Genomic DNA, 25438 nt, shown 5'->3' on the forward strand with positions numbered 1-25438 from the left:
CCGGGTGAAAGGTCATTTCATGAAGACGGTGCCCCCGCCACCATCCTTGGTGGTGTCCCGCGGCTGCCCTTGCCACTGCGTGCACCAGTCCCCGAGGGGATTGCTCGGCGCGTCGAAATCCCAGTGCGGGGCGTCCTGGAACGGACCACAGGTAGGTTCCTTGGGCGGCGTGGAGGACGGCGCCGACGGCTGATTGACGACCGTCTGCGCGGGCATCGCCGCCGCGAGCGACATTCCCGGACCGACCAGGGCGAAGCCCGCCGCGACGGATCCGACAACGATGACATTCTTGACGATGTTCATGACCACCTCTCGAGGTTGCTGCCGCTGTGCCACATCACCTCGGCGTGACATAGGGGTGCTCCCAGCACTGGTCGAAGCGGGGCACTTCTCGAACATACTCCGGCGCAGAACCATTCATCTCGAATCCTCAGCGAACACTCAGGAAGCGCGGGACTATCGCCCGTACCGGCCGGTCTGTCGGGTCGAACCCTTTACCTGGCCATTGCCGGGAGATAGACATTGCGCCACTGCATTATTCGCGCAAGTTCAATGCTGCCAGGAGATTCGCAGGTTGATCCCAGCCGGCCACCAGGATACGGGCCTGCACTGGAATTGCACACTCCCCGAACAGAGGTCGCACCCGAAAGGATCGATGATGCCGCCCACCACCAACCCCTTCGGCGCGCTCGACACCCTGGCCGACACGGCCGCCGCCGGAGATCGGGACGTGACCAGGCACCTGCTCGACGTCATCTGGCCGATCGCGGTCCGACGTTGCCGAGCCGAACTCGACAGCACCACAGCTGATTCCATGGCAAGAGCGGCGTCTTCGACGGCGCTGCGCGCAGTTCCGCAACCTGGACCGCTCGCGGCCTTACCCGGCCCCGAACGCGCGGTCCTGATCCTGCGACTCGTGGTGGGACTGAGCGTCGACGACACCGCGACCTCCCTCGGACGCACATCCGCCGAGGTGCTGCTCGACCAGCACCGAGCCCTGCAGAAATTGCGCGAGGACGGCCTCACCCACCAACGACGACCACCACCGCGACAGCGATGAGGAGGGTCGCGATACGGAACGACGTCGAGCGGCTTGCCTGCGCCGATAGCACCACCCGGCGCATACTTACCCCGGTGGACGCCGCTATCTCGTCACACCCGCGGCATTGTGTCCGGTGACATTCACCCGGCGTAGCCGTTGCGACTGCGAGGGCGGGGGACGACCAGCGGACTGGATCGGCGTCCGGATATGCATCGAACCCACAAGGGTCGATGGATGCCAACAGCCCGCGCTCTTGACCATCGATTTCCCCGCCTTCGTCGAGCTCTCGGACAACGTGCTCACCGAGCGTCCGGCCCGTTGTCGATTATCGTCGGATACACCGACGTGAAGCAGCTCGCCGATCTCCTATAGCCGATCGTCGACGCCGGGGTTATGGAGTCCAAAGGAGTGCGCCGTGTGTTTTTCCGCCGCTCCGTTCGGTGAAGGACATTCTCGAGGCCGTGACGGGCGAGCAGGACACGGTGTCGGGATTGGTGCAGAACTGGCCGTGCCCATAGTGAAGGAGTCCACGAACATCGTTCTACTGGTTGTGAATGTGGGTAACATCCCAGGTTCATATCCCCGTCAGCGATATCCTTGAACCGACGCCATGCGGCGATGCTGGGTAGTGTCTGCGCTGGTCGCGCCGTCGGAACCAGCGCAAATGGTCGATGAGCCGACGGAGTGAGTAGACCGTCCGATGGATGCAGGTGATCCGCTCGATACTCGGCGGTATCCGCTTTCCCCAGCCACGGAGTTGGGAGACGTCGGATTCAGTGATGCTTCCGAGATCGGGCGTGGCGGTTTCGGCGTGGTCTACCGCTGCACCCAGCAGGGCCTGGATCGCACGGTGGCGGTGAAGGTACTTACCGTCGAACTGGATGAGGAGAACCGCGCCAGATTCTTCCGGGAGCAGCGCGCGATGGGCAGGCTGACCGGGCACCCGAACATCGTCAACGTTCTGCAGGTCGGTGTCACCGACAGTGGACTCCCCTACATCGTCATGCCGTATCACCCACAAGATTCTCTCGACGCTCGGATCCGCCACAACGGTCCGCTGCCGTTGAGCGATGCGCTACGTCTTGGGGTGAAGATGGCCGGCGCCGTGGAGACAGCGCACCGGCTCGGCATCCTGCACCGCGACGTCAAACCCGCGAACATCCTGCTCACCGAGTACGGCGAGCCCGAGCTGGCCGACTTCGGTATCGCGCACATCTCCGGAGGCTTCGAGACCGCAACCGGGGCCATTACCGGGTCGCCCGCCTACACCGCACCGGAGGTGCTGAGCGGTGATCCGCCCAGTCCTGCCGCGGATGTTTACGGTCTCGGTGCCACCCTGTTCAGTGCCCTCACCGGTCATGCCGCCTTCGAGCGTCGCAGCGGGGAGCAGGTGGTGGCGCAGTTTCTGCGGATCACCACACAGCCGGTCCCCGACCTGCGCGAGCAGGGTATCGCGGAGGATGTGTCCGCGGCGATCGAACGCGCAATGTCCCGTACCCCCATTCAACGCCCGGCCACGGCGGCCGAGTTCGGGGAGGAATTGCGACGACTTCAGCAACACCACGGCTTCGCGGTCGACGAGATGGCCCTCCGCGTAGAGCCCGGTGGTGTGGTCACTGACCGAGGACCGGTGTCGCGGGAGCAGCGGCGGTCCACGCATTCCTCCCATGGGGGTGCCACGGGCAGTCTTCCGCTGGAGTTGACCAGTTTCGTCGGCCGACGTCGCGAACTCGCCGAGGCGAAGAACTTGCTCGCGCGGTCTCGGCTCGTGACATTGACGGGGATCGGAGGTGTCGGCAAGACACGGCTGGCGATACAGGTCGCGGCGAGCGTTCACCGCGACTACTCCGACGGTGTGCGCCTGGTCGAGCTGGGTGAACTGCGTGATGAGTCGGCATTGGTCGATTCGGTGGCCACGGCCGTGGGCCTGCGGGACCAGTCGGCGAGGCCGCTGCAGGATGTCCTGATCGAACATCTGGCGCCACGGGAACTTCTGCTGGTACTGGACAACTGCGAGCACATGGTGGACGCAGTCGCCGAACTGGCCGGGCCTCTGCTACACACCTGCCCGCGGTTGCGGATCCTGGCCACCAGCCGTGAACCGCTCGACATCGGCGGCGAAGCGGTGCTGCGGGTCCCGCCGCTGAATGTCCCGGATCTTCAGCGGGAGCTCACGCTGCGCGAGATGCCGAAATACGATGCAGTGGGTTTGTTCGTCGAACGTGGCGCTGCCGCGGTTCCAGGCTTTTCTCTCACCGAGGACAACGCGGCAACTGTGGCGGGGATCTGCCACCGCCTCGACGGATTGCCGCTGCCGATCGAGCTGGCCGCTGCCCGGTTGCGGGCGATGTCACCCGAGCAGATCCTCGAGCGGCTGACCCACCGCTTCACCCTGCTGAACCGAGGCAGCCGCGGTGCGCCGACGCGGCAACAGACACTGCGGTTGTGCATCGACTGGAGCTTCGAGCTGTGCACCGCTGGAGAACAACTGGTGTGGGGGCGGCTGGCGGTCTTCGCGGGAAGCTTCGAACTCGATGCCGCGGAGCAGGTGTGCGGCGAGGGGCTGGTCCAGGACGAGTTGCTCGATACGCTGACCTCCCTGGTCGAGAAGTCGATCCTGATCCGGGAGGAGTCCGGATCGGTGGTGCGGTTCCGGATGCTCGAGACGCTCCGTGAGTACGGCTATGAGCAACTCGAGCAGACCGGTGAGCGGACCGTGTTGCGTCGTCGGCACCGGGATTGGTACGAGGCGTTGGCGGTCGAATCGGAGGCGGAGTGGATCAGCGCCCGCCAACTCGAGTGGATCAGCCGTCTGAAACGAGAACAATCGAACCTGCGGGAGGCTCTCGAATTCTGCGTCACTGACGACGTGCCCGTCGGCCTTCGTATGGCCACGGCGCTCTATTGGTTCTGGGGATCGCAGGGCCTCTACAACGAGACCCGGCGCTGGCTCACCAACCTGATTGCCCGTCAGAGCGGCCCACCTGCCGTCGAATGGGTCGAAGCGCTGTACTGCGCCAGTGTGATGGCAAACGTGCAGGGCGATCTTCAGGCCGGCGCCGTTCTCGTGGAGAAGGGACGTGCGGCCACCGAGCAGACGGATGATCTCATGATGCACGCCCTCGTCGAGGGGGCTGAGGGCATGCTGGCCCTCTACAGCGGTGACCCCGCGCGCTCTTATCCGCTCCTCGAGACCGCGCAGGCGGAGTTCCGCAATCGAGGCAGACGCGCGCACGAAATCAGCGTCGGGTACGGGCTGGGTTTGGCGTATGGACTGTGCGGATTGATACAGCAATCCATCGAGTGCTACGAGCATGTTCTCGCGGTCACCGAAGAGCACGGCGAGAGGATGTACCGGTCATACTCGCTGTGGGCGTTGGCCGTCGTCCTGTGGCGGCGGGGCGAAACCGACCGTGCGATACGGCTGCTCGAACAATCGCTGGAGCTGACTCGGCAAGTTCACAGCCCCCGCGTCGCCGCCTCGTGTCTGGAAACGCTGGCCTGGATCACCTGCGAACGGCACGACGAGTCGAGGGCTGCGGTGTTGCTCGGAGCAGCAGAAGAGCTGGCCCGATCGATGGGAGCCCCGGCCGTGATTCATTCCAATTTACTTGTCTACCAAGAGGAGTACGAACAGAAGATATCGCAGAAGCTCGGCGACAAGGCCTTCGCGGCGGCCCGCAGCAGGGGCCGAAGGCTGGGCTTCGATGCGGCGATCGCCTACGCCCTCCATGAGCAAACGCCGAGCACCACCATGCCGGTCAGCGACACATCGCCACACCTGACCAAGAGGGAGCGCCAAGTCGCCGAATTGATCGCTGAGGGGCTGACCAACCCGGCTATCGCCAGCCGCCTGGTGATCTCGCCGCGGACAGCGCAAGGACATGTGGAGCACATTTTGGGAAAGCTGGGCTTCACGTCCCGGACGCAGATCGCAGCCTGGGTCGTGGAACACGCGCGCGAGTAGGAGCGCGCGTTCGCCGACTCGCGGCCACCGATGCCCAGCAGACCCGCCCTGGGGGCGGGTCGATCTCTGCTCCGGTCGCGGCCGATTTCTGCGTCGCCCGATGATGGAGCTCGGCTGGGATTGATCCTCTCCCCAGATCGGTGGGCGAACCGCTGGTCGCCCCCACCGGAGGTCACGGGAGGGGGCGGGCGCAAGATCCCGGAACACCGCTTACGGCTCGCGACGACGACCGGTGTCCGGAGTTTCGCGACCGACCCCTCCTGGCCTATTGCCGAGCATCCACCCGTGGCAGGGTCAGAGCGCCACACCCGCACCGCGGGTGATCGACGTCGTCGCCCCTTGTGGTGCCTCGAACTCGACCTCCAGGGTGGAGAAGCCGTTCAAGACGTGGTCCACGATCCAGGCCGGCTTGTCGGCGTGAGGCAAATGGAAGTCGGGGAAAGCCTCGAAGAACTTCGAGAACAAGACCATGAGCTCGAGCCTGACCAGGTGCAGCGCGAGGCATTTGTGAATGCCCTCGCCGAGCGACGTGTGCTCCTTACGTTCACGCAGAATGTTGAAGGCATGCGGATCCTCGAAGACAGATTCATCGCGATTCGCGGAGGTCAGGAACGGCACTACCCAGTCGCCGGCCTTGATCGACTTGCCGCCGATCGTGGTGTCGAAACGTGCGACCCGCAGGCGTGATCGCACGGGTGCGGCCCAGCGGAGGACTTCATCGACTGCCTGCTCGATGAGTGCCGGATTCTGCGCGAGCAACTCGCGCTGGTCCGGGTTTCGGAAGAACAGCCACAGACCGACGGATGCCGTGTTCCGTGTCGTCTCGAGGCTGGCGGCGATCAGCAGCGACAACCACGCAGCCACTTCGTGCTCATCAAGGACCACCTCGTCGACGACGGTCTTTGTCAGGATGCTTGCGAAGTCGTCGCCGGGATGTGCACGCTTCTCTTTGGCGAGCTTGGCCGTGTATTCCGAAATCGCCTCTTCGGCGTCGGCCATCGTCTTCTCGGGCGATTGCCCCGGGACCAAATAGCGCGGATCTGATGGCGCGAAGGATTGCCACACACGATCGCGGAGCCACTCCCAATCCTCACGCGGCACACCCAGGAACCGCATGATCACGTGCATCGGAAGGTCGGCGGCGAGTTCACCGACGAAGTCGGTGCGGCCACGAGGAGCAAGCTCGGCAATGAGGTCGTCCACGACGCCCTCGACGGTCGCGCGCATTCGTTCGACCGAAGCGAAACTGAAGTACTCCTCCACCGATCGCCGATACAACGTGTGGAACGGCGGGTCCATGTGGTTCAGGTTGGCGTCGGTGCCGGATGAATGCAGTTCGGACGTTGTCAACCGTCGTGAAGAACGTGGAGGCCGCGTGTCCCGGTAGCTGCTGAAGTTGGCCGGGTCGGATAGGACCGCGACAACGTCCTGGTAGCGGCTCACCACCCAGAACGGTTTGCCATAATTCGACGGCTTCGCCAGATGTACGGGATCTTCTGTACGCAGCCGTTGGAATGCCTCCTGCGGCTCCCCATCTGCGTACCACTCTGGATTGAGCAATCCATCGTCTATTTCCGACCAATCTGTCAGCAAGTCATCCTCCCATTTCGATGTCGATAACTGTCGGAGCGCGTCCATCTACGAGGGCGCTCGCTTGGGCGGGAGCATTAGAACCGAAGAGCTAAGCTATTCGAAATAATGAACCGTCATTCTGTAATATGAAGGTTAAGGCACGTTTCGCGCACGTGTCAACTGTCACACCTCCGCGCAGTAGCGGAACCACGCCTTGCTTGGCCAAATATGAGTAAGACGTTGTGGCAGAGATTCTTTGAAGTCGATGAAAGCCAGTATGCCGGCGCCTGGGCCGCCTCCGCACGACGCCGGTGCAGCGTTATCGCGACCCACCACCGGTGCGGACACATCGGGATCACCACGACACCGGATGGTTCATGCCGAGAAGTGCCGGCTCGCCGACGCCCCCAGCCCGCCGGCTTCATTGAACGCCCAGACCCCTCGGCGATCGGCACCGTCGACTACCAGGCAGTTCAGCGGTGGGCACTCGCAGCATTCCCATGCACAACCGCTGACGTCGAGACGAGGCGTCCGGCGAGACGGCCGACTGACCGAAGGCGTCGAAGCGGAGTACGAAGCGCCCCGAACCGAGCGCGCCACGATGACGGGGAGGGGACCAGGATTTCCTCCCGGATCGCCCCCGTGGCCGAGGAGCTGCGACCAGGGCGACAGATCCGCCCCACGACGCCATCGCCCGCCGCCAACACTCCCGAAACGTCAGCCAAAGGGCATCAACCCGGGCACTCGACCAAGCCGTCCCACCGGTGGCACACCCCGGGAGTCGAACTGAATATCCCCAGTTCAAGACACCACTTCACTTCTCGTGACATCAAGTTCACCGCCCAGCGCAGCACAACCCCGCGACCAAGCATGCGCGCGGCAAGCGCGATCGCCATGACCGGCCGCATGCCCCGAGCGACCGACGCCGGGGCATGCGTGGAAGCCGATGCGACCCCTGGAAACCGACGGTCACGTACGAAAAGCGTCGGCGACGTCGCACACCATCCGGCATCGCCTGTGACCCTTGACACTTGAACGGGGCGGGAGATAGCGTTCTGCTGTCTGAATACGTGTTCGACATTTCGAATGCTTCCGTTCTATACTTGCTGGCACGACAGAAGGAGGTGCGCCGTGGTGGATCCGGCGCTCCAATCGGTCTCGCTCGATGGAGGTAGCGTGGCTAGGAATAAGGCCGCCTCATCGGTCGACGGCCCTGCCGTCATCAGGAAGGTGAAACGGGCCATCTTGCCCATCGCTTTCCTGCTTTACGGATTCAATTACATGGATCGATCGACGATCAGCTACGCGCAACTGACGATGGGCGGGGAGCTCGGCATCGATGTGGCGACGTACGGCAGCATCGCCGCGATCTTCTTCATCGCCTACGTGCTGCTCGAAGTGCCCAGCAACATGATCCTTGCCCGAGTTGGTGCACGACGCTGGCTCGCGCGCATCGCGATCACCTGGGGCTTGGTCACTGTCGCCACCGGCTTCGTGCACACGGTTACACAGCTCTACTTTGCACGGGTCCTGCTCGGTGTCGCTGAAGCCGGCCTGTTCCCGGGCCTCATCCTGTTTCTCACCTACTGGTTCATGAGCCATGAGCGCGGCCGGGCGATCGGCGCGATGGCGTTGGCGATGCCGGCTGCCCTACTCGTCGGCAGCTTCACCGGAGGTCTGATCCTCGATCACGCCGATTGGTTCGGGCTCAGTTCGTGGCGGTGGATCTTCATTCTCCAGGGCTTGCCTCCAGTTCTTCTCGGGATTTGGATCTTGCTCACGCTCGCCGACCGGCCGAGCAAGGCGAAATGGCTGACGCCTGCCGAGAGTCAATGGTTGGAGAAGTCCATCTCCGATGAGTACGCCGCCAAGCCCGAGGCCGACAAGCACAGCGGAGAGCTCCGCGCTCTTCGTGAGCCGAAGATTCTGTACTTGGGCCTGGTGTTCACACTTTGCGGTGTGGCGACCTACGGCATGACCTTCTTCCTTCCGCAGATCGTTTCCCAGTTGTACCCGGGCTATTCGGCCACCAACATCGGCATCTACGGGTCAATCCCCTATCTGTGCGCGATGGTGGCGATCGTGCTGCTCATGCGGTACTCCGACAAATCCGGCAACCGAAAGCTCGTCGTGATGTTCGCGTTGGGGACCGCCGTGGTCGGTCTCATCCTCACCATGGCCTTCCGGGATACGCCGGCGATCGGGCTCCTCGGACTCGTCCTGCTTGCGGTCGGCATCATTTCCAATGTCCCCGCGTTCTGGTCACTGACCAGTGAGGTGTTGACCCGTGAGCAGAATGTCGTCGGAATCGCGGTCATCAATGCCCTCGCATCAGCGGGCGGTTTCCTCGGGCCCTTCCTCATCGGCAAGCTCGCGCAGCCGGGCAATACCGCTGTGGGCCTGATCGTGCCCCTGGTCGCGCTGGCCGTGGCCTTGGTGATGGTTGTGTTCGTCAAGGTGCCGAAGGTCGACGTGAAAGAGGCAGTGGCGTAAGACGAGCCCACTGGTCCTCAGGCGTGACGCTGACGCCGAGGTCGAACATCTGAAGAACTCCTCGGGGTCGGGACTGAGTATCAGTTCCGACCCCGAAGAAGTTCGCTACAGCAGATGTGCCCGCGGCGACGGTTCTACCCCGCTGCCCGTCGGCCGTGTTCAAATAGGGTGTACGCAGCGTGGTCGTGCGAAGGCGGACAGTCGATCTGCTCGGTGATCTGCTCGACCCAATCCAATCCGTCCGCCGGTTCCGGCCGGCGGCCGGCTGACCACGAACTCGAGCAGCGGTCGACGAGTTGGCCGGAGACAGGCACCGCGGCTGCGACGATGGGCATAGGCAGGTGCTCGCGCGCACGCAGCGGCCGCTGCAAGAAGGCGGCGTTGGCGTGCCGCCCTAGCGAGATCCGGTTGCATCGGCGCGAGAAGCCGTCTCTCTGTGGACATGGAAACGCCCAGCCGCGCGGGAAGCACTTCGCTTCGACCGCACGGCTGGGCGGGTTCGTGGCGCCAGCGGGCTGCTGTCTACTTCGGCGAATCCGCAGCGCGCGCAGCCTTTGCGACGGCTTCGGCGACTGCGGGTGCCACGCGCGGGTCGAGGGGGTTGGGCACGATCTTGTCCGGCGCGAGCTCGTCCGCGACGACCGACAGAATTGCCTCCGCGGCAGCGAGTTTCATGTCCTCGGTGATCCGGCGCGCCCCGGCGTCGAGTGCACCCTTGAAGACACCGGGGAAGGCGAGCACGTTGTTGATCTGGTTGGGGAAGTCCGACCGCCCCGTTGCGACGATCGCGGCGTGCTTGTGCGCGATATCGGGGTGAACCTCAGGATCGGGGTTCGACATCGCGAAGATGATCGCGTCGTCCGCCATCGTCGCGATGATCTCCTCCGACACCGTTCCCGCCGAGACACCGACGAACACGTCCGCGCCGTCGAGGGCCTGGGCGATGCCGCCGCGGCGGCCGGCCGGGTTGGTGCGCGCCGCCAGGTCCGCCTTGATCGTGTTGAGGTCCTGACGATCGGTCGAGACGATGCCCTTCGAATCGAGCACGGTGATGTCCGCGATGCCCGCGGCGAGGAGGATGTTCGCGCACGCGACCCCGGCGGCACCGGCACCGGCGATCACCACGCGCAGCGCGGAGATGTCGCGCCCCTGGACCTTCCCCGCACCCTTGAGCGCGGCCAGCGTCACGATCGCGGTGCCGTGCTGATCGTCGTGCATGACCGGGCAGTCCAGCGCCTCGATGAGCCGCTGTTCGATCTCGAAGCAGCGCGGCGCCGAGATGTCCTCCAGGTTCACCGCACCGAAGCTCGGACGAAGCCGCACCAATGTCTCGACGATCTCGTCCGGGTCCTTGGTGCCCAGAACCAGCGGGATCGAGTTCAGGCCCGCGAAATTCTTGAACAGCGCGGACTTGCCCTCCATCACCGGCAGTGACGCGCGGGCACCGATGTCGCCGAGCCCGAGGACCGCGGAGCCGTCGGAGACGACGACCACGAGGCGGCTGGTCCAGGTGTAGCGGTCCGCGAGTGTCTCGTCCGCGTGGATGGCGCGGCTGACCTGCGCCACACCGGGTGTGTACGCGATCGAAAGGGCACGCTGACTGTCGAGAGGGGCCGTCGTCTCGACCGAGAGTTTGCCGCCGATGTGGCCAGAGAAGATCTCGTCGTCGGTCAACTCGAGTTTGGGTGGTGTGGTGATGTCGGGTGTCAAAGTCACGGAAGGCTCCTCGGGTGATGGGAATTAGCGTGTAACCAGTGGCGTGGTGGTGCCGCAAGCTTGTGAGTCTTCTGCTGCCGGGGTGTGTCCGGCGAGCTCGCCACAGATCGTGGGCGGCCCCGATGTCGGGTGACCGGTTCGGCCGGTACAGGCGGGAAAGGTATCGGTGTAGGGGCCACGCGGATCCGGCCGCGATGTGCGCGAGCCGAGGTCAGTGCGGCGTTGCGGTGGCGGCCCGGACTCGGGGCCCTCGAACCGAACTCGCCCTCGGGTGGGGACACGAGTTCCGGAAACGGCTCCGACCACGAGTGGGAATGGGCTGCCATCAAGGGTGCACTGTCCACGTCGCCGGAGATGCTCTGGAACCGGGTGGTCCGGCGTGCAGCTCATCATCGTTGTGTTGGAAGCACATCGAATGTCCGGCTGCCGGGGTCACGGCTCCGGAGCCACCTGTATATTTCGGTCGGCGCTGCCGCTATGTCCCCGCTGTGACCATCGGTCAGCTGGACATCGCTGGCCGTCGGCCCGGGTCCGCCCCTCAGGTCGCGCGGAGAGTCATTCTCGTCGACGAACGTTCTGGCTTCATGCCGTGCGACTACCCGGCTCCGGGCAGACGGGGAAGCCGGAGTTCTGGAAGTTCTGGATGCTTGGCTCGTGGTTCACGAGGACGCGGTCGGCGCGACTGCGGATCTTCTCCAGCGACGCCAGCGCGTCGCGAGGTGACACGAAGTTGGCGACGTGCATGGGAATTGCGAAGTTGTCGAGAAGGTTCGCGGCGTCGCCGGTTACGCAGAGGATTCCCTCCGCGGTGTTGACCAGCACGGATTGATGTCCTGGGGTGTGACCCGGAGTTTGGATGATCCGCAGTCCCCGAAGGACGTCGTAGTCGTCGGTGTCGATCAGCGTGTAGTTCATGTAGGTGAGCTCGGGCCCGGTCCAGTCCAGGTCGTATGTCCAGGCCTGCGCGTTGCTAGGGTGAGCACCGAACTCCCACTCGGCACGCGAGATGTAGAACTGCGCGTGGGGGAACGCCAGATTGTTGCCGCTGTGGTCGTAGTGCATGTGGGTGTTGATGACCAGATCGACGTCGGAGGTGCGCCAGCCGAGCTCGGCGAGGGCGGCGTCGATCCGCTCTTCGGCGGGTTGGATGTGGCGGTTCCCGACCGACCATTTCGCCGGGTCGGAGAGGCCGGTGTCGACCAGCACTTTGTGCCCGTTTCCCTCGATGGCGGCGATGTATACCGGCAGGTCGAGCATCGTTCCCGGTGAGGCACCGTAGACCGACTCGCACCGGTCGGCGTGAATCGTCCCGACCCTGACAGCGTGAACCGAATATGTCGGAAGCACCTGATCAGCCCTTTCGTGTCATGTGTGGCCGGTGAACGGATTGGCTCGTCCACCGGGGGTGGTGGCGTTGTTCAAACTGTGGTCGAGGTGCGGCGAGTGTGCTTTGCCGACAGCGTATCCATCGGTCGGCGGCCGGCGATGATGCACGCCGCGGCCATGACCATTGCCGCCGTTGTCACGATCCCTAATGACACGGCGCTCACTCCGCCGCCGACACCGATCAACGGTGCGGTCACTGCCCCGAATAGGAATTTCGACGTTCCCAGAATTGATGAGGCGGTGCCGGCGATGTCCGGATACCGCTCGAGGGCGAGGGTGGTGGCGGGTGGGGCGATGACGGCAACGCCCCCGACCATGGTGGCCAGTGATGCCAGGACGGCGGGAAGTGGCAGATGCAGCAGCCCGACCACCAGGACACTCGATGCTCCGCACACGCACATCACCAGCCCGGTGAGCAGGGTGGCGAAGGGCGACCGTGTGCGAGCAACTTTGCTGGCCAGCACTCCGCACAGGACGAAACTCAGGGAGTTGCCTGCGAAGGCATAGGAGTAGCCCTGGGGGGAGAGGCCGTACGTTCCTTGCAGCACGTACGTCGCGCCTCCCAGATAGGCGAAAATCGCCGAGGTCGAGAAGCCGATGCCCAGAACCATCGCCACGAAGGTGCGGTCGGATCGAAGCAGCGTGAACCCGTCGATCAGGCGGCTGTCGGTTGCCAGTCGCCGGTCGGTGGGCAGCGTCTCCTCACCCCAGATCCATGCCGCGATGAGAATCAGCAGGCCTAGCCCGGCAAGGAACACGAAGATGCCGCGCCAGTCGGTGAAGTTCGCCAGCTGCCCACCGATGACCGGTCCGACGATGGCAGCGGTTCCGGAGATCACGGTGAGACGTCCGTAGTACCCGAGTAGCACCGGCCCCTCGAACAGGTCCCGGCCTGCCGCCATCGCGACCACCAGGCCCACCGACCCCGCAAGGCCCTGGGCGAGGCGAGCGACGATCAGCGCGTCGATGGTGGGCGCTGCTGCGCACACCAGCGATGAAACGATGTACACGCAGATTCCCCACAGCAGCAGCGTGCGGCGGCCGAGGCGGTCCGACAGCGGGCCGGCCACCAGCTGGCCGCCCGCAAGCCCCAGCAGGCACGCGCTCAGGGTCAGCTGACCGAGCGATGCCGGCGCCTCGAGGTCCGTGGTGAGGGCTGGCAACGCGGGCAGATACAGATCCATCGAGATCGGACCGAAGATCACGAGCGCACTCAGCACCGCGCCCAGCGCCCGGCTGACGCCCGGCCTTGTTGGCTCGTGTCCCGGTGCTGGTTCCCGGACACCGGGCCGACGCCATACGCCCAGGCGGCGGCCGCGGATCACCGGGACAGGTCGGTCGTGGGCGGCACCCGGTAGGACTCGATGACCGGCTTCAGGCCCTCTTGGGCAATGCGGGCCTTGACCGCCTTCACGCTCTCCGTGGTGTGTGCGAGCGCGTCGTATTCCGGCAGCGCGGCCAGTGCTTGGCGCGATCCCATTGCGTCCATCGCAGTGGTGATCGACGCCTTCTTGAGGGCCAGCAGGTCCGGCGGTGTCAGCGCGATCCGCTCGGCGAGCGACCGCACCTTGTCCAGGAGCTGCTCTGCCGGCACGGCGTGATTCGCCCACCCCCATTCGACGGCGGTGCGCCCGTCGACGCTGTTGCCGGGGACGAAGGTGAGTTCCTTGGCGCGTTTGGGGCCGACGAGTGTCGCCCAGACCGGCGAGACATAGCCGGCGCCGACGGGGATGGTGACCAATCCCAGCTTGGCGTCCTCGGCGACGACGGTGATGTCGGTCATCGTGACGATCTGGGTGGCGCCGGCGATGCAGTAGCCGTGGACCGCGGCGATGATGGGCTTCGGGTGGTCCCACATGGCGATGTAGCGGTCCAGGTTTCGGCGCATGCGTGTGCGGTCTGCGACCGTGTCGACATCGCCGTCGGGTGCGACCTGGCCGAGGTCGTATCCGGCACTGAACCCTTTTCCTTCGCCGCGGATGGCGATCACGGGCTCACCGTTGTCCTTCAACCACTCCAGTGCGGCCGTGAACTCCTCGAGAAGCTCGTTGGACAGTGCGTTGGCCTTCTCCGGACGATTGAGGACTATCCACGAGATGGGGGCCTCGTGCTCGACGCGGATCGACGAGAACGAGGGTGTTGCGCTGCTTTCGGTTCGCGCCGACGGATCGACTTGGACGGTCATGATTGGTTCTCCTTGTGATGTTGCTGCGACCGCCGAGGCCGCACGTGTGAATGTGGTCGTGTGCACCACCGGCGGACCTGAGGTGTGTCCACGGTGTGTGCCGTCACTGCCACACTGGGGAGTCGGAGGGCTTGAGCAGATCCGGCAGGGTTCGTCCGAGCAGCTCCTCGGCCTCGCTGATGATGGAGTCGACCACCTCGGCGCAGCTGAGAACCTCGGTGACGAGTGCCTGCGACTGGCCCGCCCACCACATCCCGTCGTCCATGCGTCCCTCGGCCAGGACCGCCTGTCGACCACGCGCCCCTGATGCGAGTTCGGCGATGTCGTCGAACGTTGTCTCCGAACGGTCTTCGATCTCGCGGATCTGCTCGGATACCGCGTTGCGCGCAACGCGGGCGGTGTTGCGGAACTTGCGGAACACGAGCCTGGTGTCACGTTCGGTGTTGAGGACGATCTGGTTCTTGACGTTCATGTGGACGCCGGCCTCGGTGGTCGCGACGAATCGTGTGCCCATGTTGATGGCGTCTGCGCCGAGTGCGAGCGCGGCCGCGAGTCCGGAACCGGTGGCGAAGCCGCCTGAGGCGATGATCGGAAGGTCGACCTTCGCCGCCACCGCGGGAATGAGCACGAGGCTCGGGATGTCGTCCTCACCGGGATGGCCGGCACATTCGAATCCGTCGACAGAAATCGCGTCGACGCCGAGCCGTTGAGCCGACAGCGAGTGCCGCACGGCGACGGCCTTGTGAATGACCTTCACCCCGGCGTCCTTGAACGCGGGGAGATGGTCGGACGGGTTTGCGCCCGCGGTTTCGACGATCCGGATGCCGTTGTCGATGATGACTTGCCGGTACTCGTCGTAGGGGACTGGACGAATGGTCGGCAGAATCGTGAGATTGACTCCGAAGGGCCGGTCGGTCAGCGCCTTCGTCCGCCGAATCTCGTCGTCGAGCTGGGCCGGTGTCGGTTGGGTGAGCGCGGACAGGAAGCCGAGGGCTCCCGCGTTCGCGACGGCCGCGATGAGTTCAGCGGTCCCGACCCCGGTCATCCCGCCGCAGACGATGGGGTGCTCGATGTCGAATTCGCGGGTGAAGCGGGTGTGGATCATCCGGGGTGAACCTCCTGGTTGGCTGTGTGTCCGTAGCTCATGGCCGTTCCGGTGCGGCGAACACCGGCTCCCGGTTCCGGTCGACGAACGACCACGGCAGGCCGACGACTTCGTAGTCCCCCAGGGTCGGGCTGGTGACCGCTTGGAACAGTCCGGTCGTCCGCAAGAACGGGTCGACCGACAACTCCCGTGCGGTCAGCACCAGTGCAGACGGAAGGCCGGCCGAACGCAGTCGCTGGTCGAGGTCGGCGACCGAGTGCAGGTCGGCGGTGGTCTGGAAGTCGACCAGCTGGCCGCGGCGTGTGATGGGGGGAAGCGTTGCACCCAGCAGGTTTTGGAGGGTTTCGATGTCGTTCTGGTCGCGTAGGGAGACCGCGACGAGATCGTTCGCGCCCGCGAGGCGGACGAAGATGTCGCCGCCGACCGTCGGTGCGTTGTAGGCCTCGCCCACGTCGACGCCGTCGAGGTCGATGAGCTGGGCGGCCATCAGTTCGGCCATCGAGATGTCGACCGCCGTGCTCGCGTCGCGATGGGGTGTCAGCGCCCATGCGAGGACCCAGGCGTTGAGGGCGACACTGGTGAGGACGTCAGCGACTGGCACACCCATGTCGGCCATGTTGTCCAGCGGGTTGCGGGTCGATGCGGTCACGCCGGAGAAGGCGTGGACGTTGTGCCCGTAGGCGCGGAAGTCGGCCCAGGGTCCGATGCGGCCGAACCCGCTCGAGGTCAGCGACAGCTTCGGCGTCGACAGGTCGGTGACCGATGCGGCGTCGATCCCGACTTGGCTCGCGCGACGCTTGGTCACGTTCTGGATGACGACGTCGTAGCCGCTGAGGCCGAGGGAGCTTCCCCGCTCGTCCACGGTGATGTCGAGGCCGGTCTTGCTGTAGTTGATGTGGTTGAAGTAGCCGCTGCGGTTCAGGCCCGGTTCACCGTGGGCGAACGGGCCGCGGCGCCGATACACGTCGAGTCGCTGCGGGTCCTCCATCTTGGTCACCTGTGCTCCCATGGCTCCGAGCCATGCCGCGCCGAGCGGCACGGCGAGCACGTTGCCGGCATCGAGCACGCGGAGATCGTGCAGGTCGATAGCGCCCGACGCACGGGCGTCGGGGGCCTTGTCGGCCACATCGGTCACCACGGCGGGCAGTGACGGAGCCACGCCCGGACGGAAGCCCGACGGCCGGCCGCTGTCGAAGGTGCGCTCGATGAAGGTCGAGACGGAGTTGACCGAAGTTGCTGGGACGCCTGCATCTTGGAGCGCGCTCTCGGCGTCCGCCGCGTTCTGGTCGCGGACCCAGTCGGACATCGCGTCGTTGACTTCGTCGTGACGGTCGCGTCCCTCTTCCAGGGTGGCGATCGAGTCCAATCGGGGGGCAAGCGCCTTCCGGAACCCTTCCCACTGGTGCTGTTCGAGCACGCACACGTACACGTGGCCGTCTCGGCACTGGAAGAAACCGGTGGGTGCGCCGTAGCGGATGCTGCCTCCGCCGCCGGGGCATTCCGCGAGGACGTGGCCCATTTCCAGTGCCAGCCCTGTTGCGATGAGCACCGCCTGGGCGGAGACGTCGACGTGGGCCGGTTCGCCCGTCCGGCGGAAGGTGTGTAGTCCGTGCAGGGCCGCTACTGCGGCGGCGATGCCGACCATCCGAAGGCCCAGGAAACCGGGAGTGACCGTCGGAGGGAGGGTCTCGTCGAAGCGGGCGTGTGCCAGGAATCCTCCGGACGCCTCGACCGACAGCTCCGAACCGATCGCATCGCCGCGATCGCCCTGAATTCCGAAGGGGCTGATGGTGACCCACACCGATCGGTTCTTTTCAGCGACATGCTGGAGGTAGCTGGTGGCGTGGCCCGCAGGAAGCCCGGGAAGGTCTGGGACGGACTCCACGCGGTCGACCAAGACGATGTCGGCGGCCTCGGGCGCCGGTGCGTCGCCGTCGTTGGCCCGCAGGGTGGCGCCGAACTGCTGCAAGGTCGACTCCACGGCACGCAGCGCCGCCGAAGTCCCGTGACTGCTGACGGTGACGCCTTCCAACCACGTGATGGTTGCAACCGAGTCGACCGTTGCGGTCGCACTTCCGGTGCGGTCGGACATCTTGCTACCCCACTTCCTCGTTCGTTATTCTGAATGGGCCTTCGTAATATGAAACCATGTATAGCCGAGATCGGCCGTGAAATTCAAGGGGTAACCCTGTTTTGCAAGCGCAAATGGTGGACACGGCCGCGACCCCAAGGCGTGAGGGTTGACACACGTCGACGGCTCAAAATATCCTGATTCCCGAACCGCTATTCATAATACTGAACGTAGCTGTGCTGGCGCGCGATCGGATCCGCCATCTCGCGGCCTACGACACCGGGAGGACACATGACCAACACCGACTCGTCCGCAACCAAGAAGAAGACACCGCTCACGGACGCCGAGATTCGCGCGGCCGTACAGAACGCCAACATCCCCCCGCTGCTGATGACCGTCTACCAATTCACCGGTGACCGCGCATGGCTCGACGACCGCTTCCGTCCGACGCGGATCCGTGGCCTGAACCCACGAACCGACGGCGGACTGACCCCCGAGGCGCAGGCAGAGGTGCGCGAGGCCGCCATACCGGTGATTGCCGCACTGCAGGCCGGCCAGCAGCCGGTGGTCACCGACGTCGACGGCGCCGAGATGGCCGAGCTGATTTCCTTCTTCCTCGGCGAGGAGATCGACTCTCGGTACGGCCCGATGCTGGGCGCCGAGGTCGAACGTCGATCGCACTTCCAGCGAGTGGCACCTCCGGCGCCGCCGGTGGCCGTGCCCGCCGGCCTGCACGTCGCCGTGATCGGCCTCGGCCTCGCCGGCCTGGCGGCCGTGAACATGCTGCAGTCGATGGGCGTGGACGACTACACCGTCTTCGAGCGCAGCGAAGACGTGGGCGGCGTCTGGAGTGTGAACAAGTACCCCGGTGCCGGCGTGGACACCCCCAGCCACCTCTACACCTTCTCCTTCGCCTACCAGGACTGGGCACGGCATTTCGAGCTGCGCGACGAGCTGCACGCCTACTTCCTCGACGTGTTCGACCGACTGCAGGTCCGCGACCACGTCCTCTTCGACAACGAGGTGGTGCGGCTCGACTACGACGACGACACTGCCCTGTGGACGATCACGACGAAGAACTCCGGCGGTCAGACACGGACCCACACCGCCAACATCGTGATCAGCACCGTCGGCGCCCTCAACAAGCCCAAGCTCCCCACTGTGCCCGGCATGGACACCTTCACCGGTGTGCAGTTCCACTCCACCGACTGGCCCGACGACCTCGACCTCAGCGACAAGCACGTCGCGATCGTCGGCGCCGGCGCGAGCTCACAGCAGATCGCGCCGGCCATCTCCACGAAGGCCGCGCAGGTGACGATCTACCAGCGCTCGCCGCAGTGGGTTGCACCGTTCCCCCTGTTCCGCAAAGAAATCGAGGAGAGCCAGCGGAACCTGCTGGCCAGCACGCCCCTGTTCCACGCGTGGGCATGGCTCGAACAGTTCTGGCAGTTCGGCGACACCGTCATCCACCACCTGCGCGTCGATCCCACCTGGCCGCATCTGGACCGGTCGGTCAACGAACGCAACGAGGGACATCGTCGTTTCTTCACCCGGTACATCGAGGAGAAGCTCGAAGGACGCCCGGACCTGGTGACGAAGGCGGTGCCGGACTACCCGCCCTTCGGCAAGCGAATCCTGCTGGACAACGGCTGGTACGACACCCTCAAGCGCGAGAACGTCGAGCTGGTGACCAACGGCGTCACCGAGGTCGACGCCACGGGGATCATCGACAGCGACGGTGCGCACCGCGACGTGGACGTCATCGTGTGGGCGACCGGGTTCCAGGCCGATCACTTCCTCGACTCCGTCGACGTCTACGGGGAGGAAGGCCGTCGGCTCCGCGACGTCTGGGGTGCCGACGACCCGCACGCCTACCTCGGTGTCGCCGTTCCCCACTTCCCGAACTTCTTCATGCTCGGTGGACCGGGGTCGTTCCCAGGCAGCGGGAGTGTCATGTACGTCACCGAGGTCCAAGCGCGGTACGTCCGTGAGCTCCTGCGGAAGATGTTCGATGAGGGGACGACCGCGATCTCGGTGCACGAAACCCTCAACGACGAGTACAACGCGACCATGGACGAACTGCATGCCCGGACGGTGTGGAGCCACCAAGGCTTCAACACGTACTACCGCAACTCCAAGGGCCGCGTCGTCTTCATCATGCCGTTCACCAACCTGGAGTACTGGGAGCGTATTCAGGGCGCAAACCTCGACGACTACCACCGCCACGACGTGACCTACGTGCCCGCCGCCGACGCGACTGCTTCCGTCTGAATTTCGAAGGACTGTAATGGATTTCGAGACCCTCACCTGGGACGTTGACGACGGCGTCCTGACGTTGACCCTCAACCGTCCCGATCAGTTGAACGCCTTCAACCTCACGATGGCGTCAGAACTCGAGCAGGCGTTCCTCCGGGTCCGGACAGACAACGCCGTGCGCGCGGTGGTCGTCACCGGAGCGGGTCGAGCCTTCTGCGCCGGCATGGATCTGACGGCCGACGGCAACGTCTTCGGCCTCGACGAGTCGGCGGCGCCCACGCCGCAGGCGTTGCGCGAGCACCTGACCGAGCCGCCGTTCCAGGACGGCGTCCGTGACACGGGCGGAAAGGTGACCTTGGCGATTCACGCCTGCGACAAGCCCGTCATCGCCGCCATCAACGGAGCAGCCGTCGGCATCGGTGCCACGATGACCCTGGCGATGGACGTTCGACTCGCGTCCACCGCAGCGCGATTCGGGTTGGTCTTCGGGCGGTTGGGCATCGTCCCCGAAGCCGCGTCCTCCTATTTCCTGCCACGGATCGTGGGGATGTCGACGGCACTGGAGTTGGTCTTCGCCGCGGACATCCTCACCAGCGAGGATCTCCTCTCCACCCGCCTGGTGCGGTCCGTGCACGAGCCCGACGATCTGCTGCCGGCCGCGCAGACTCTGGCGCACAAGTTCATCGACGGCCGATCGTCGGCAGCACTGGCGATGGCTCGGCGGCTGCTCTATGCCGGTGCGGGCTCGAATCATCCCCTCGAGGCCCACCGGCGCGACAGCCTGGCCATGTGGCACGCATCGATCGGCGACGGCAAGGAAGGCGTTGCCGCGTTCCTGGACAAGCGTCCCCCGGTCTTCACGCAGAACGCCACCGACGCCCCCGCACTCGACTGACGCCGAACACCGCCGACGAATAGGACCCGATCCCATGAGCGACGAGTTGCTGTACTCCGTCGACAACCACGTCGCCTATCTCACCCTCAATCGCCCACACAAGCTGAACGCCATCGACGCCGCCCTCGATGAGCAGCTGGCCGAGCGGTGGGAGGAGATCGAGACCGACCCAGGGATCTGGGCCGTCGTCCTCACCGGTACCGGTGATCGTGCGTTCTGCGCTGGCGGAGACATCAGCGGCGGCACCGAGATCGCGCCCGCGCGCGTCGGTCTCGGTGGCGGCCTCACCGGCATCGGGGGGCCGCTGCGGCAGTTGAGCAAACCTCTCGTCGCCCTCGTCCACGGGTACGTCCTCGGGGGCGGGTTCGAGCTCGCCATGTGCGCCGACATCATCGTCGCGGCCGAGGACACGCTGTTCGGGCTGCCCGAGGTGCGGGCCGGCATCATCGGCGAAGCCGGGGTGGTCCATCGTGCGATCCGTCAGCTCCCGCACCGCGTCGCGATGACCATGATCCTGACCGGCGAGCGACTTCCGGCCGAGCGTGCTCTTCATTTCGGGCTCGTCAACGAGGTTGTTCCGCGTGAAGCTCTTGCGGAAGCCGGAGACTCGTGGGTCGAGCGGCTGACCGCGGCCTCTCCCCTCGCACAGCAGGCCGCCAAGCAGGCCGTTCTCTCTCGTGCGAACCATCCGCTCGAGGTAGCGCTGTCCACCAAGTATGAAGCGATCGAGGCCTACGCCGGTTCCGAGGACGTGAAAGAGGGCCGCCGGGCCCACGCCGAGAAGCGACACCCGCAGTGGACCGGGCGCTGAACGACGGTGCGGGGGCGCTCGCTCCCGCAGATCGAAATACGAACAGCTGTAGCACGAATGGGAGCAGGTGCGAGTCCTGTCGGACATGGAGAGGGGAACGGTATGCGCAGTGAGGTAACCGCGTCTGTCGCGGCCGAACACCGAACGGTGTCGCGGGTGATGAGCATCATCGAGGCGGTGGCCGCCAGCGAACCGCGGGGGCTGAAGCTGGGAGAAATGGCGGATGCGCTCGACGCACCGAAATCATCGGTGCACGGCCTGGCCAAGGGCCTCGTGGCGCTCGGCTATCTGCGGGAGACCGATGTCCGCTACCTGACTGGCCCGGCGATTCCCCTGCTCATGCCGACCGACACCGACGCCTGGCGCCAGCGCGTCGTCACCGAGCAGCTGACAGTCCTGCGGGACAAGTGGAACGAGACGGCGATGGCCGGCATCCTCGCCGGCGACTCGGTCGTCTACCTCCAATCCGTCGAGTCCTCGCACACGCTGCGAGCCTCGGTGCCCCTGAACACGCGCGTGCAGCTCTGGCCGGGCAGCAGCGGAAAGTGCCTGCTCGCTGCCATGCCCGTCAAACGGCTGGAGAACTACTTCAAGCGAATCGGTGTCGAGGGTGACGAGCGCACCGACGCCATGGAGGAACTCGCCCAGGTGAAGAAGCAGGGCTTCGCCCTCAACCTCGGCGGCACCGCGATCGGCATGTTCGGCGTGGCCAGCCCAATCGTGTTGCCCAACAAACCGATCACGCAGACGATCGCGGTGACCGGGCCCGAGGCGCGGCGCTCCGGCCAGCTCGCGGCGTTGGCCAGCGATGTGTACGAGGCCGCGCAGGTCATCGCCCGCGCAGGTTGATCACCCGTCAGGTTGGTTGCGCGTTCCGGGACCGCAGCCCGGCCCACCACCGCAGGCTGTCCTTCGTGGCCACCTCGGGCACGTATTCGAGGCCGATCCGCCCGCCGTACCCGGCCGCGATGAGCTCGTGGAGATAGTCCCCGATCGGCAGTGTCCCGCGCCCGGGTTCGATGCGCCCAGGAGCGTCGGCGAGTTGCACGTGCCCGATGCGGTCTGCGTGCCGGTGGATCACACGGTGGACGTCGTCTCCGTTGACCGACAGGTGGTACAGGTCCGCGAGCAGACCGACGTTGGGTTCGCCCACCCGGTCGAGCACGGCCACGACGTCTGCGGCGGTCCGGAGCGGGAAGTCTGCAACGGCGCTGAGCGGTTCGACGACCACCGTCGCATCGATCGTTGCGGCCGCCCTCGCGGCGTGGGCAAGGTTGTCCGCGGCGACGTCGTCCTGCGCGGCCCCGTCGGCGCCGGGCGTTCGCCGCCCGTACAGAACGTTCAGCACGGTGCAGTTCAGGCGCTCGGCCAGCGCAATGGCTATCTCGAGGTTTGCCAGGAATTCCGGGATGCGGTCCGGACAGGAGGCTATTCCGCGGTCACCGCCGGGAAGGTCGCCGCCGTAGGTGTTGAGGCTGGCGAGCTGGACGTTCGCGTCGGCTACCGCGTCCGCGAACGCCTGGACCTCGCGCGCGGATGGTACGGCTGTGTCGAAGGGCCACCAGAACTCGACCGCGGCGAAGCCCGCGGCCCGCGCCGCGGCGGGGCGCTCGAGTACCGGCAGCTCGGTGAACAAGATCGAGCAGTTCGCGCTGAACCGGCGTGGGTCGATAGTGAGTTGATCGGTCATCAGTCCTGCTCCTGCCATGGTCGCAGCCCTACATACAGCGCCGAGGCCTGCGCGAGGACCGTCTCGCCGTCGCGCAGTTCGCCGGCGATGAAGTATTTGCGTCCCTCGCGTGCGTCCAGCCAGCCCACGAACTGGAGCTCGGCGTCGAGCGGCGTCAGCGCCCGGTAGTCGATCTTCAGATAGGCGGTGCGGCTGCGGTCGTGCTCGCCCTGGACCGAGATGCGGCCGAGTACCTCGTCCAGGATGGTGGCGATGGCGCCACCGTGGACGGCATTGCGGCTGCCGTGATGCGCGGGACCGAATCGGACCACACCACGCACGTGAGAGGTGTCGAGGTCATCTATCCGAAAGGACGGGACCAGCGGTTTGTCCGCGAGCTCGACGAGCGACTGCTCCTCGAGCTCGCGGACACCAGTTCTGTCGGTCACGATGATGCCGAGGCGACCGATGCCGCGTCGACCGGCGGTAGCGGCCCGAACAGCAGATCGCTCGAGTCTCGGCGCGCGGGGGTCCAGGCCGGATCGATGTCGACGAAGTCGTCGGTGTCGATTCGACGCATCCAGTCGAAGACGCAGTCGCGCCGGAGGATGCGCCACCCGCCCCGCTCGCGGTCCTCGAAGGTGTCGACGTACCGGCTCATGACGTTCGTGAAGACCGGCTTGTCGCCGGTTCCGGCGAAGGGGTCGCCGCTGGAGGGGTCGACGAGTTGCATGCTCAAGCAGTAGCTTTCGACCCGCGCGAACCGGTGGTCATCGCTGAATCTGACCGATACGTTCGTCAGCACGTGGGTCGAGGTCAGAACATGGTCGTGCCGCTTGCGCAGCCAGGCGATCAGGCCGTCGGCATCGCCCACGTAGGCCCCGTGTGAATCGACCGCGCCGGGGTGGTAGCAGTCGCGGATCTGGTCCCATGCCCGCCGGTCGACTCCCTGACAGTAGGCCAGGAGGACCTTGGTGATCGCCCGTTCGGCGAGGAGTTCCTGAATCTCGATGTCCGCGTTGGTCACAGTGCCACCTCACTGACGGGGCTCGCGGGTGCCTCCACGGGCTCGAGCCCGGCTGCCGCCCGATTGAGGTTGATCGTCCGCAGCAGACCGTTCTCGAGCTTGTACTGGCTCTCGTAGCCGATCTCTGCTGCCGCCCTGGAGCCGTCGTACCGCCGCGCCCAGGCGTACGACGAACCCGGAGGCAGTGGGGCGTCGTCCATGACCAGTTTGAGCGGTGCCTCGGGGAAGACGGACTGCACGAAGTCGACCGCCTCGGACACCTTTCGGAAGTCGCCGCGGATGATGTAGTTGCGTGAATCCGGCTCGGCGTGGTTCAGCGCCTTGACGAAGGCCGCGGAGGCGTCCTCGAGGTAGAGGAAGTCCATCGGGCGGGCGCCGAAGGGCACGACCACCTCGCGGCCGCTGCCCACGGCCGGTTCGAGCAGCATTGCCGACATCCACGAGCTGCCGCCGCCCCGGCCGGCCTTGATGTGCTCGCCGAAACCGAAGGCGCGTGTCAGTCGCAGACCGGTCAGGCTCAGTCCGTGGTTCTCGGCGTAGCGCCACGCCAGGTGCTCTCCGAAAACCTTGGTCGCCCCGTAGATGAACGGCGGGTCGTACGGGGAGTCGTCTCGGACGATCCCGTCCGCGCCGATCGACTTGTCGCCGAATACGTCGACACTGCTCGCCCACACCACTTTCGAGACCCCGTGGCGAGCCGCCGCTTCGAGGACGTTGGTCATGCCGACCACGTTGACGCTGGCGGCGAGGGGCGGATTCGCCTCCACGCCGGCGGAGAGCAACGACGCCAGGTGCACCACCTTGGTCACGCCGTACCGGTCGATGACGTCGCGGATCTTCGTCAGATCGACGACGTCACCGACAACGATGTCGACCTTCTCGCGCAACCCGCCTCCGACGAGGTCGTCCACGAACTGTAGGTCGGGAGGGAACGTGTCCGCGGGATCACCGACGCCACCGAAGAATCCATAGAGCACGACCTTCTCGCCCGCCGCGAGGAGGTCGCGCACGACGTATCCCCCTACGTGGCCGATACCAGTCACCATGACGGTCATTCGATCTTTCCCTCCATCCCGCCAAAGCGGATTCATATATACGAATGTATATTCAACACTGAGAACGATCCTACGAGCGGCCACAGCGGCCAGTCAAGACGTACGACGAATCCCTGCACATCACCGGCTGTGGACTTTTGCCCTGTTCACTGCCATCGGAGACAGCTCGACCCACGCATCTTCAATCC

The 25438-nt window shown here is 65.5% G+C and carries 19 protein-coding genes; 7 read left to right on the plus strand and 12 right to left on the minus strand.

What is annotated here, in order from left to right:
- Positions 1-12 precede the first annotated feature (12 nt).
- Positions 13-303: a hypothetical protein gene (locus tag ACFU5V_RS13685; RefSeq protein ID WP_378699846.1), complete on the minus strand. Its 291-nt coding sequence runs from the start codon at positions 301-303 to the stop codon at positions 13-15.
- A gap of 355 nt (positions 304-658) precedes the next feature.
- Between ACFU5V_RS13685 and ACFU5V_RS13690 the strand changes: the two genes are divergently transcribed.
- Together ACFU5V_RS13690 and ACFU5V_RS13695 are read left to right on the plus strand one after the other, a co-directional pair.
- Positions 659-1060 carry a hypothetical protein gene (locus tag ACFU5V_RS13690; protein ID WP_378699848.1) on the plus strand — a complete coding sequence of 134 codons (402 nt, stop codon included), beginning with the start codon at positions 659-661 and terminating at the stop codon, positions 1058-1060.
- Positions 1061-1742: 682 nt separating this feature from the next.
- Positions 1743-5009 (plus strand): protein kinase, encoded by a 3267-nt coding sequence (locus tag ACFU5V_RS13695; protein ID WP_378699851.1) that lies wholly within the window; start codon positions 1743-1745, stop codon positions 5007-5009.
- A gap of 294 nt (positions 5010-5303) precedes the next feature.
- Here the strand turns inward: ACFU5V_RS13695 and ACFU5V_RS13700 are convergent, their stop codons facing one another.
- Positions 5304-6602 carry a cytochrome P450 gene (locus ACFU5V_RS13700; RefSeq protein WP_378699853.1) on the minus strand — a complete coding sequence of 433 codons (1299 nt, stop codon included), beginning with the start codon at positions 6600-6602 and terminating at the stop codon, positions 5304-5306.
- A 1110-nt stretch (positions 6603-7712) separates the two neighbouring features.
- Here ACFU5V_RS13700 and ACFU5V_RS13705 point away from each other — a divergent pair.
- Positions 7713-9074, plus strand: coding sequence for an MFS transporter (locus ACFU5V_RS13705; RefSeq protein ID WP_378699855.1), 1362 nt, complete (start codon positions 7713-7715; stop codon positions 9072-9074).
- A 522-nt stretch (positions 9075-9596) separates the two neighbouring features.
- On the opposite strand, the gene ACFU5V_RS13710 is transcribed toward ACFU5V_RS13705, so the two are convergent.
- The 6 genes from ACFU5V_RS13710 to ACFU5V_RS13735 form a co-directional block, all read right to left on the minus strand.
- Positions 9597-10748 carry an NADP-dependent malic enzyme gene (locus tag ACFU5V_RS13710; protein ID WP_378700170.1) on the minus strand — a complete coding sequence of 384 codons (1152 nt, stop codon included), beginning with the start codon at positions 10746-10748 and terminating at the stop codon, positions 9597-9599.
- Between the two features lie 624 nt (positions 10749-11372).
- Positions 11373-12047, minus strand: a complete 675-nt coding sequence (locus tag ACFU5V_RS13715) for an N-acyl homoserine lactonase family protein (protein WP_378699857.1) — start codon at positions 12045-12047, stop codon at positions 11373-11375.
- 161 nt (positions 12048-12208) lie between these two features.
- The gene (locus tag ACFU5V_RS13720) at positions 12209-13396 is read right to left on the minus strand and encodes a multidrug effflux MFS transporter (protein ID WP_378699858.1); all 1188 of its coding nucleotides are present in this window, start codon (positions 13394-13396) and stop codon (positions 12209-12211) included.
- Positions 13397-13497: 101 nt separating this feature from the next.
- Entirely contained in the window at positions 13498-14361 is an 864-nt protein-coding gene (locus ACFU5V_RS13725; RefSeq protein ID WP_378699860.1) for an enoyl-CoA hydratase-related protein, read from the minus strand.
- A 103-nt stretch (positions 14362-14464) separates the two neighbouring features.
- Positions 14465-15466: an NAD(P)H-dependent flavin oxidoreductase gene (locus ACFU5V_RS13730; protein ID WP_378699862.1), complete on the minus strand. Its 1002-nt coding sequence runs from the start codon at positions 15464-15466 to the stop codon at positions 14465-14467.
- A 37-nt stretch (positions 15467-15503) separates the two neighbouring features.
- Entirely contained in the window at positions 15504-17558 is a 2055-nt protein-coding gene (locus ACFU5V_RS13735) for a CoA transferase (RefSeq protein WP_378699865.1), read from the minus strand.
- 270 nt (positions 17559-17828) lie between these two features.
- Here ACFU5V_RS13735 and ACFU5V_RS13740 point away from each other — a divergent pair, with 270 nt between their 5' ends.
- The 4 genes from ACFU5V_RS13740 to ACFU5V_RS13755 all read left to right on the plus strand — a co-directional run bounded on the left by ACFU5V_RS13740 (position 17829) and on the right by ACFU5V_RS13755 (position 22348).
- Positions 17829-19808, plus strand: coding sequence for a flavin-containing monooxygenase (locus ACFU5V_RS13740; RefSeq protein WP_378699867.1), 1980 nt, complete (start codon positions 17829-17831; stop codon positions 19806-19808).
- A 16-nt stretch (positions 19809-19824) separates the two neighbouring features.
- Entirely contained in the window at positions 19825-20688 is an 864-nt protein-coding gene (locus ACFU5V_RS13745; RefSeq protein ID WP_378699870.1) for a crotonase/enoyl-CoA hydratase family protein, read from the plus strand.
- 34 nt (positions 20689-20722) lie between these two features.
- Entirely contained in the window at positions 20723-21499 is a 777-nt protein-coding gene (locus ACFU5V_RS13750) for an enoyl-CoA hydratase-related protein (RefSeq protein ID WP_378699872.1), read from the plus strand.
- 102 nt (positions 21500-21601) lie between these two features.
- Positions 21602-22348 carry an IclR family transcriptional regulator gene (locus ACFU5V_RS13755; RefSeq protein ID WP_378699874.1) on the plus strand — a complete coding sequence of 249 codons (747 nt, stop codon included), beginning with the start codon at positions 21602-21604 and terminating at the stop codon, positions 22346-22348.
- Between the two features lie 7 nt (positions 22349-22355).
- Here ACFU5V_RS13755 and ACFU5V_RS13760 read toward each other — a convergent pair whose 3' ends face one another.
- The 4 genes from ACFU5V_RS13760 to ACFU5V_RS13775 are packed head-to-tail and all read right to left on the minus strand — an operon-like array spanning position 22356 to position 25250.
- The gene (locus ACFU5V_RS13760) at positions 22356-23189 is read right to left on the minus strand and encodes a hydroxypyruvate isomerase family protein (RefSeq protein WP_378699877.1); all 834 of its coding nucleotides are present in this window, start codon (positions 23187-23189) and stop codon (positions 22356-22358) included.
- Positions 23189-23617 carry a PaaI family thioesterase gene (locus ACFU5V_RS13765; protein WP_378699879.1) on the minus strand — a complete coding sequence of 143 codons (429 nt, stop codon included), beginning with the start codon at positions 23615-23617 and terminating at the stop codon, positions 23189-23191. Before ACFU5V_RS13765 ends, ACFU5V_RS13760 begins: the two co-directional genes overlap by 1 nt.
- Positions 23614-24195, minus strand: a complete 582-nt coding sequence (locus tag ACFU5V_RS13770; protein WP_378699881.1) for a nuclear transport factor 2 family protein — start codon at positions 24193-24195, stop codon at positions 23614-23616. Before ACFU5V_RS13770 ends, ACFU5V_RS13765 begins: the two co-directional genes overlap by 4 nt.
- Positions 24192-25250: an NAD-dependent epimerase/dehydratase family protein gene (locus ACFU5V_RS13775; RefSeq protein ID WP_378699883.1), complete on the minus strand. Its 1059-nt coding sequence runs from the start codon at positions 25248-25250 to the stop codon at positions 24192-24194. The genes ACFU5V_RS13770 and ACFU5V_RS13775 overlap by 4 nt, the downstream gene beginning before the upstream one ends.
- Positions 25251-25438: the final 188 nt, after the last annotated feature.

Source organism: Rhodococcus sp. NPDC057529 (genome assembly GCF_042802055.1).
In the GTDB taxonomy this organism is placed as follows: domain Bacteria; phylum Actinomycetota; class Actinomycetes; order Mycobacteriales; family Mycobacteriaceae; genus Rhodococcus_F.

Bases quoted from the DNA above. Each gene is read 5' to 3' on its own strand.
- ACFU5V_RS13685 (WP_378699846.1), bottom strand. From the start codon at position 303: ATGAACATCGTCAAGAATGTCATCGTTGTCGGATCCGTCGCGGCGGGC.
- ACFU5V_RS13690 (WP_378699848.1), top strand. From the start codon at position 659: ATGCCGCCCACCACCAACCCCTTCGGCGCGCTCGACACCCTGGCCGAC.
- ACFU5V_RS13695 (WP_378699851.1), top strand. From the start codon at position 1,743: ATGGATGCAGGTGATCCGCTCGATACTCGGCGGTATCCGCTTTCCCCA.
- ACFU5V_RS13715 (WP_378699857.1), bottom strand. From the start codon at position 12,047: ATGCTCGACCTGCCGGTATACATCGCCGCCATCGAGGGAAACGGGCAC.
- ACFU5V_RS13725 (WP_378699860.1), bottom strand. From the start codon at position 14,361: ATGACCGTCCAAGTCGATCCGTCGGCGCGAACCGAAAGCAGCGCAACA.
- ACFU5V_RS13730 (WP_378699862.1), bottom strand. From the start codon at position 15,466: ATGATCCACACCCGCTTCACCCGCGAATTCGACATCGAGCACCCCATC.
- ACFU5V_RS13735 (WP_378699865.1), bottom strand. From the start codon at position 17,558: ATGTCCGACCGCACCGGAAGTGCGACCGCAACGGTCGACTCGGTTGCA.
- ACFU5V_RS13740 (WP_378699867.1), top strand. From the start codon at position 17,829: ATGACCAACACCGACTCGTCCGCAACCAAGAAGAAGACACCGCTCACG.
- ACFU5V_RS13745 (WP_378699870.1), top strand. From the start codon at position 19,825: ATGGATTTCGAGACCCTCACCTGGGACGTTGACGACGGCGTCCTGACG.
- ACFU5V_RS13750 (WP_378699872.1), top strand. From the start codon at position 20,723: ATGAGCGACGAGTTGCTGTACTCCGTCGACAACCACGTCGCCTATCTC.
- ACFU5V_RS13755 (WP_378699874.1), top strand. From the start codon at position 21,602: ATGCGCAGTGAGGTAACCGCGTCTGTCGCGGCCGAACACCGAACGGTG.
- ACFU5V_RS13760 (WP_378699877.1), bottom strand. From the start codon at position 23,189: ATGACCGATCAACTCACTATCGACCCACGCCGGTTCAGCGCGAACTGC.
- ACFU5V_RS13775 (WP_378699883.1), bottom strand. From the start codon at position 25,250: ATGACCGTCATGGTGACTGGTATCGGCCACGTAGGGGGATACGTCGTG.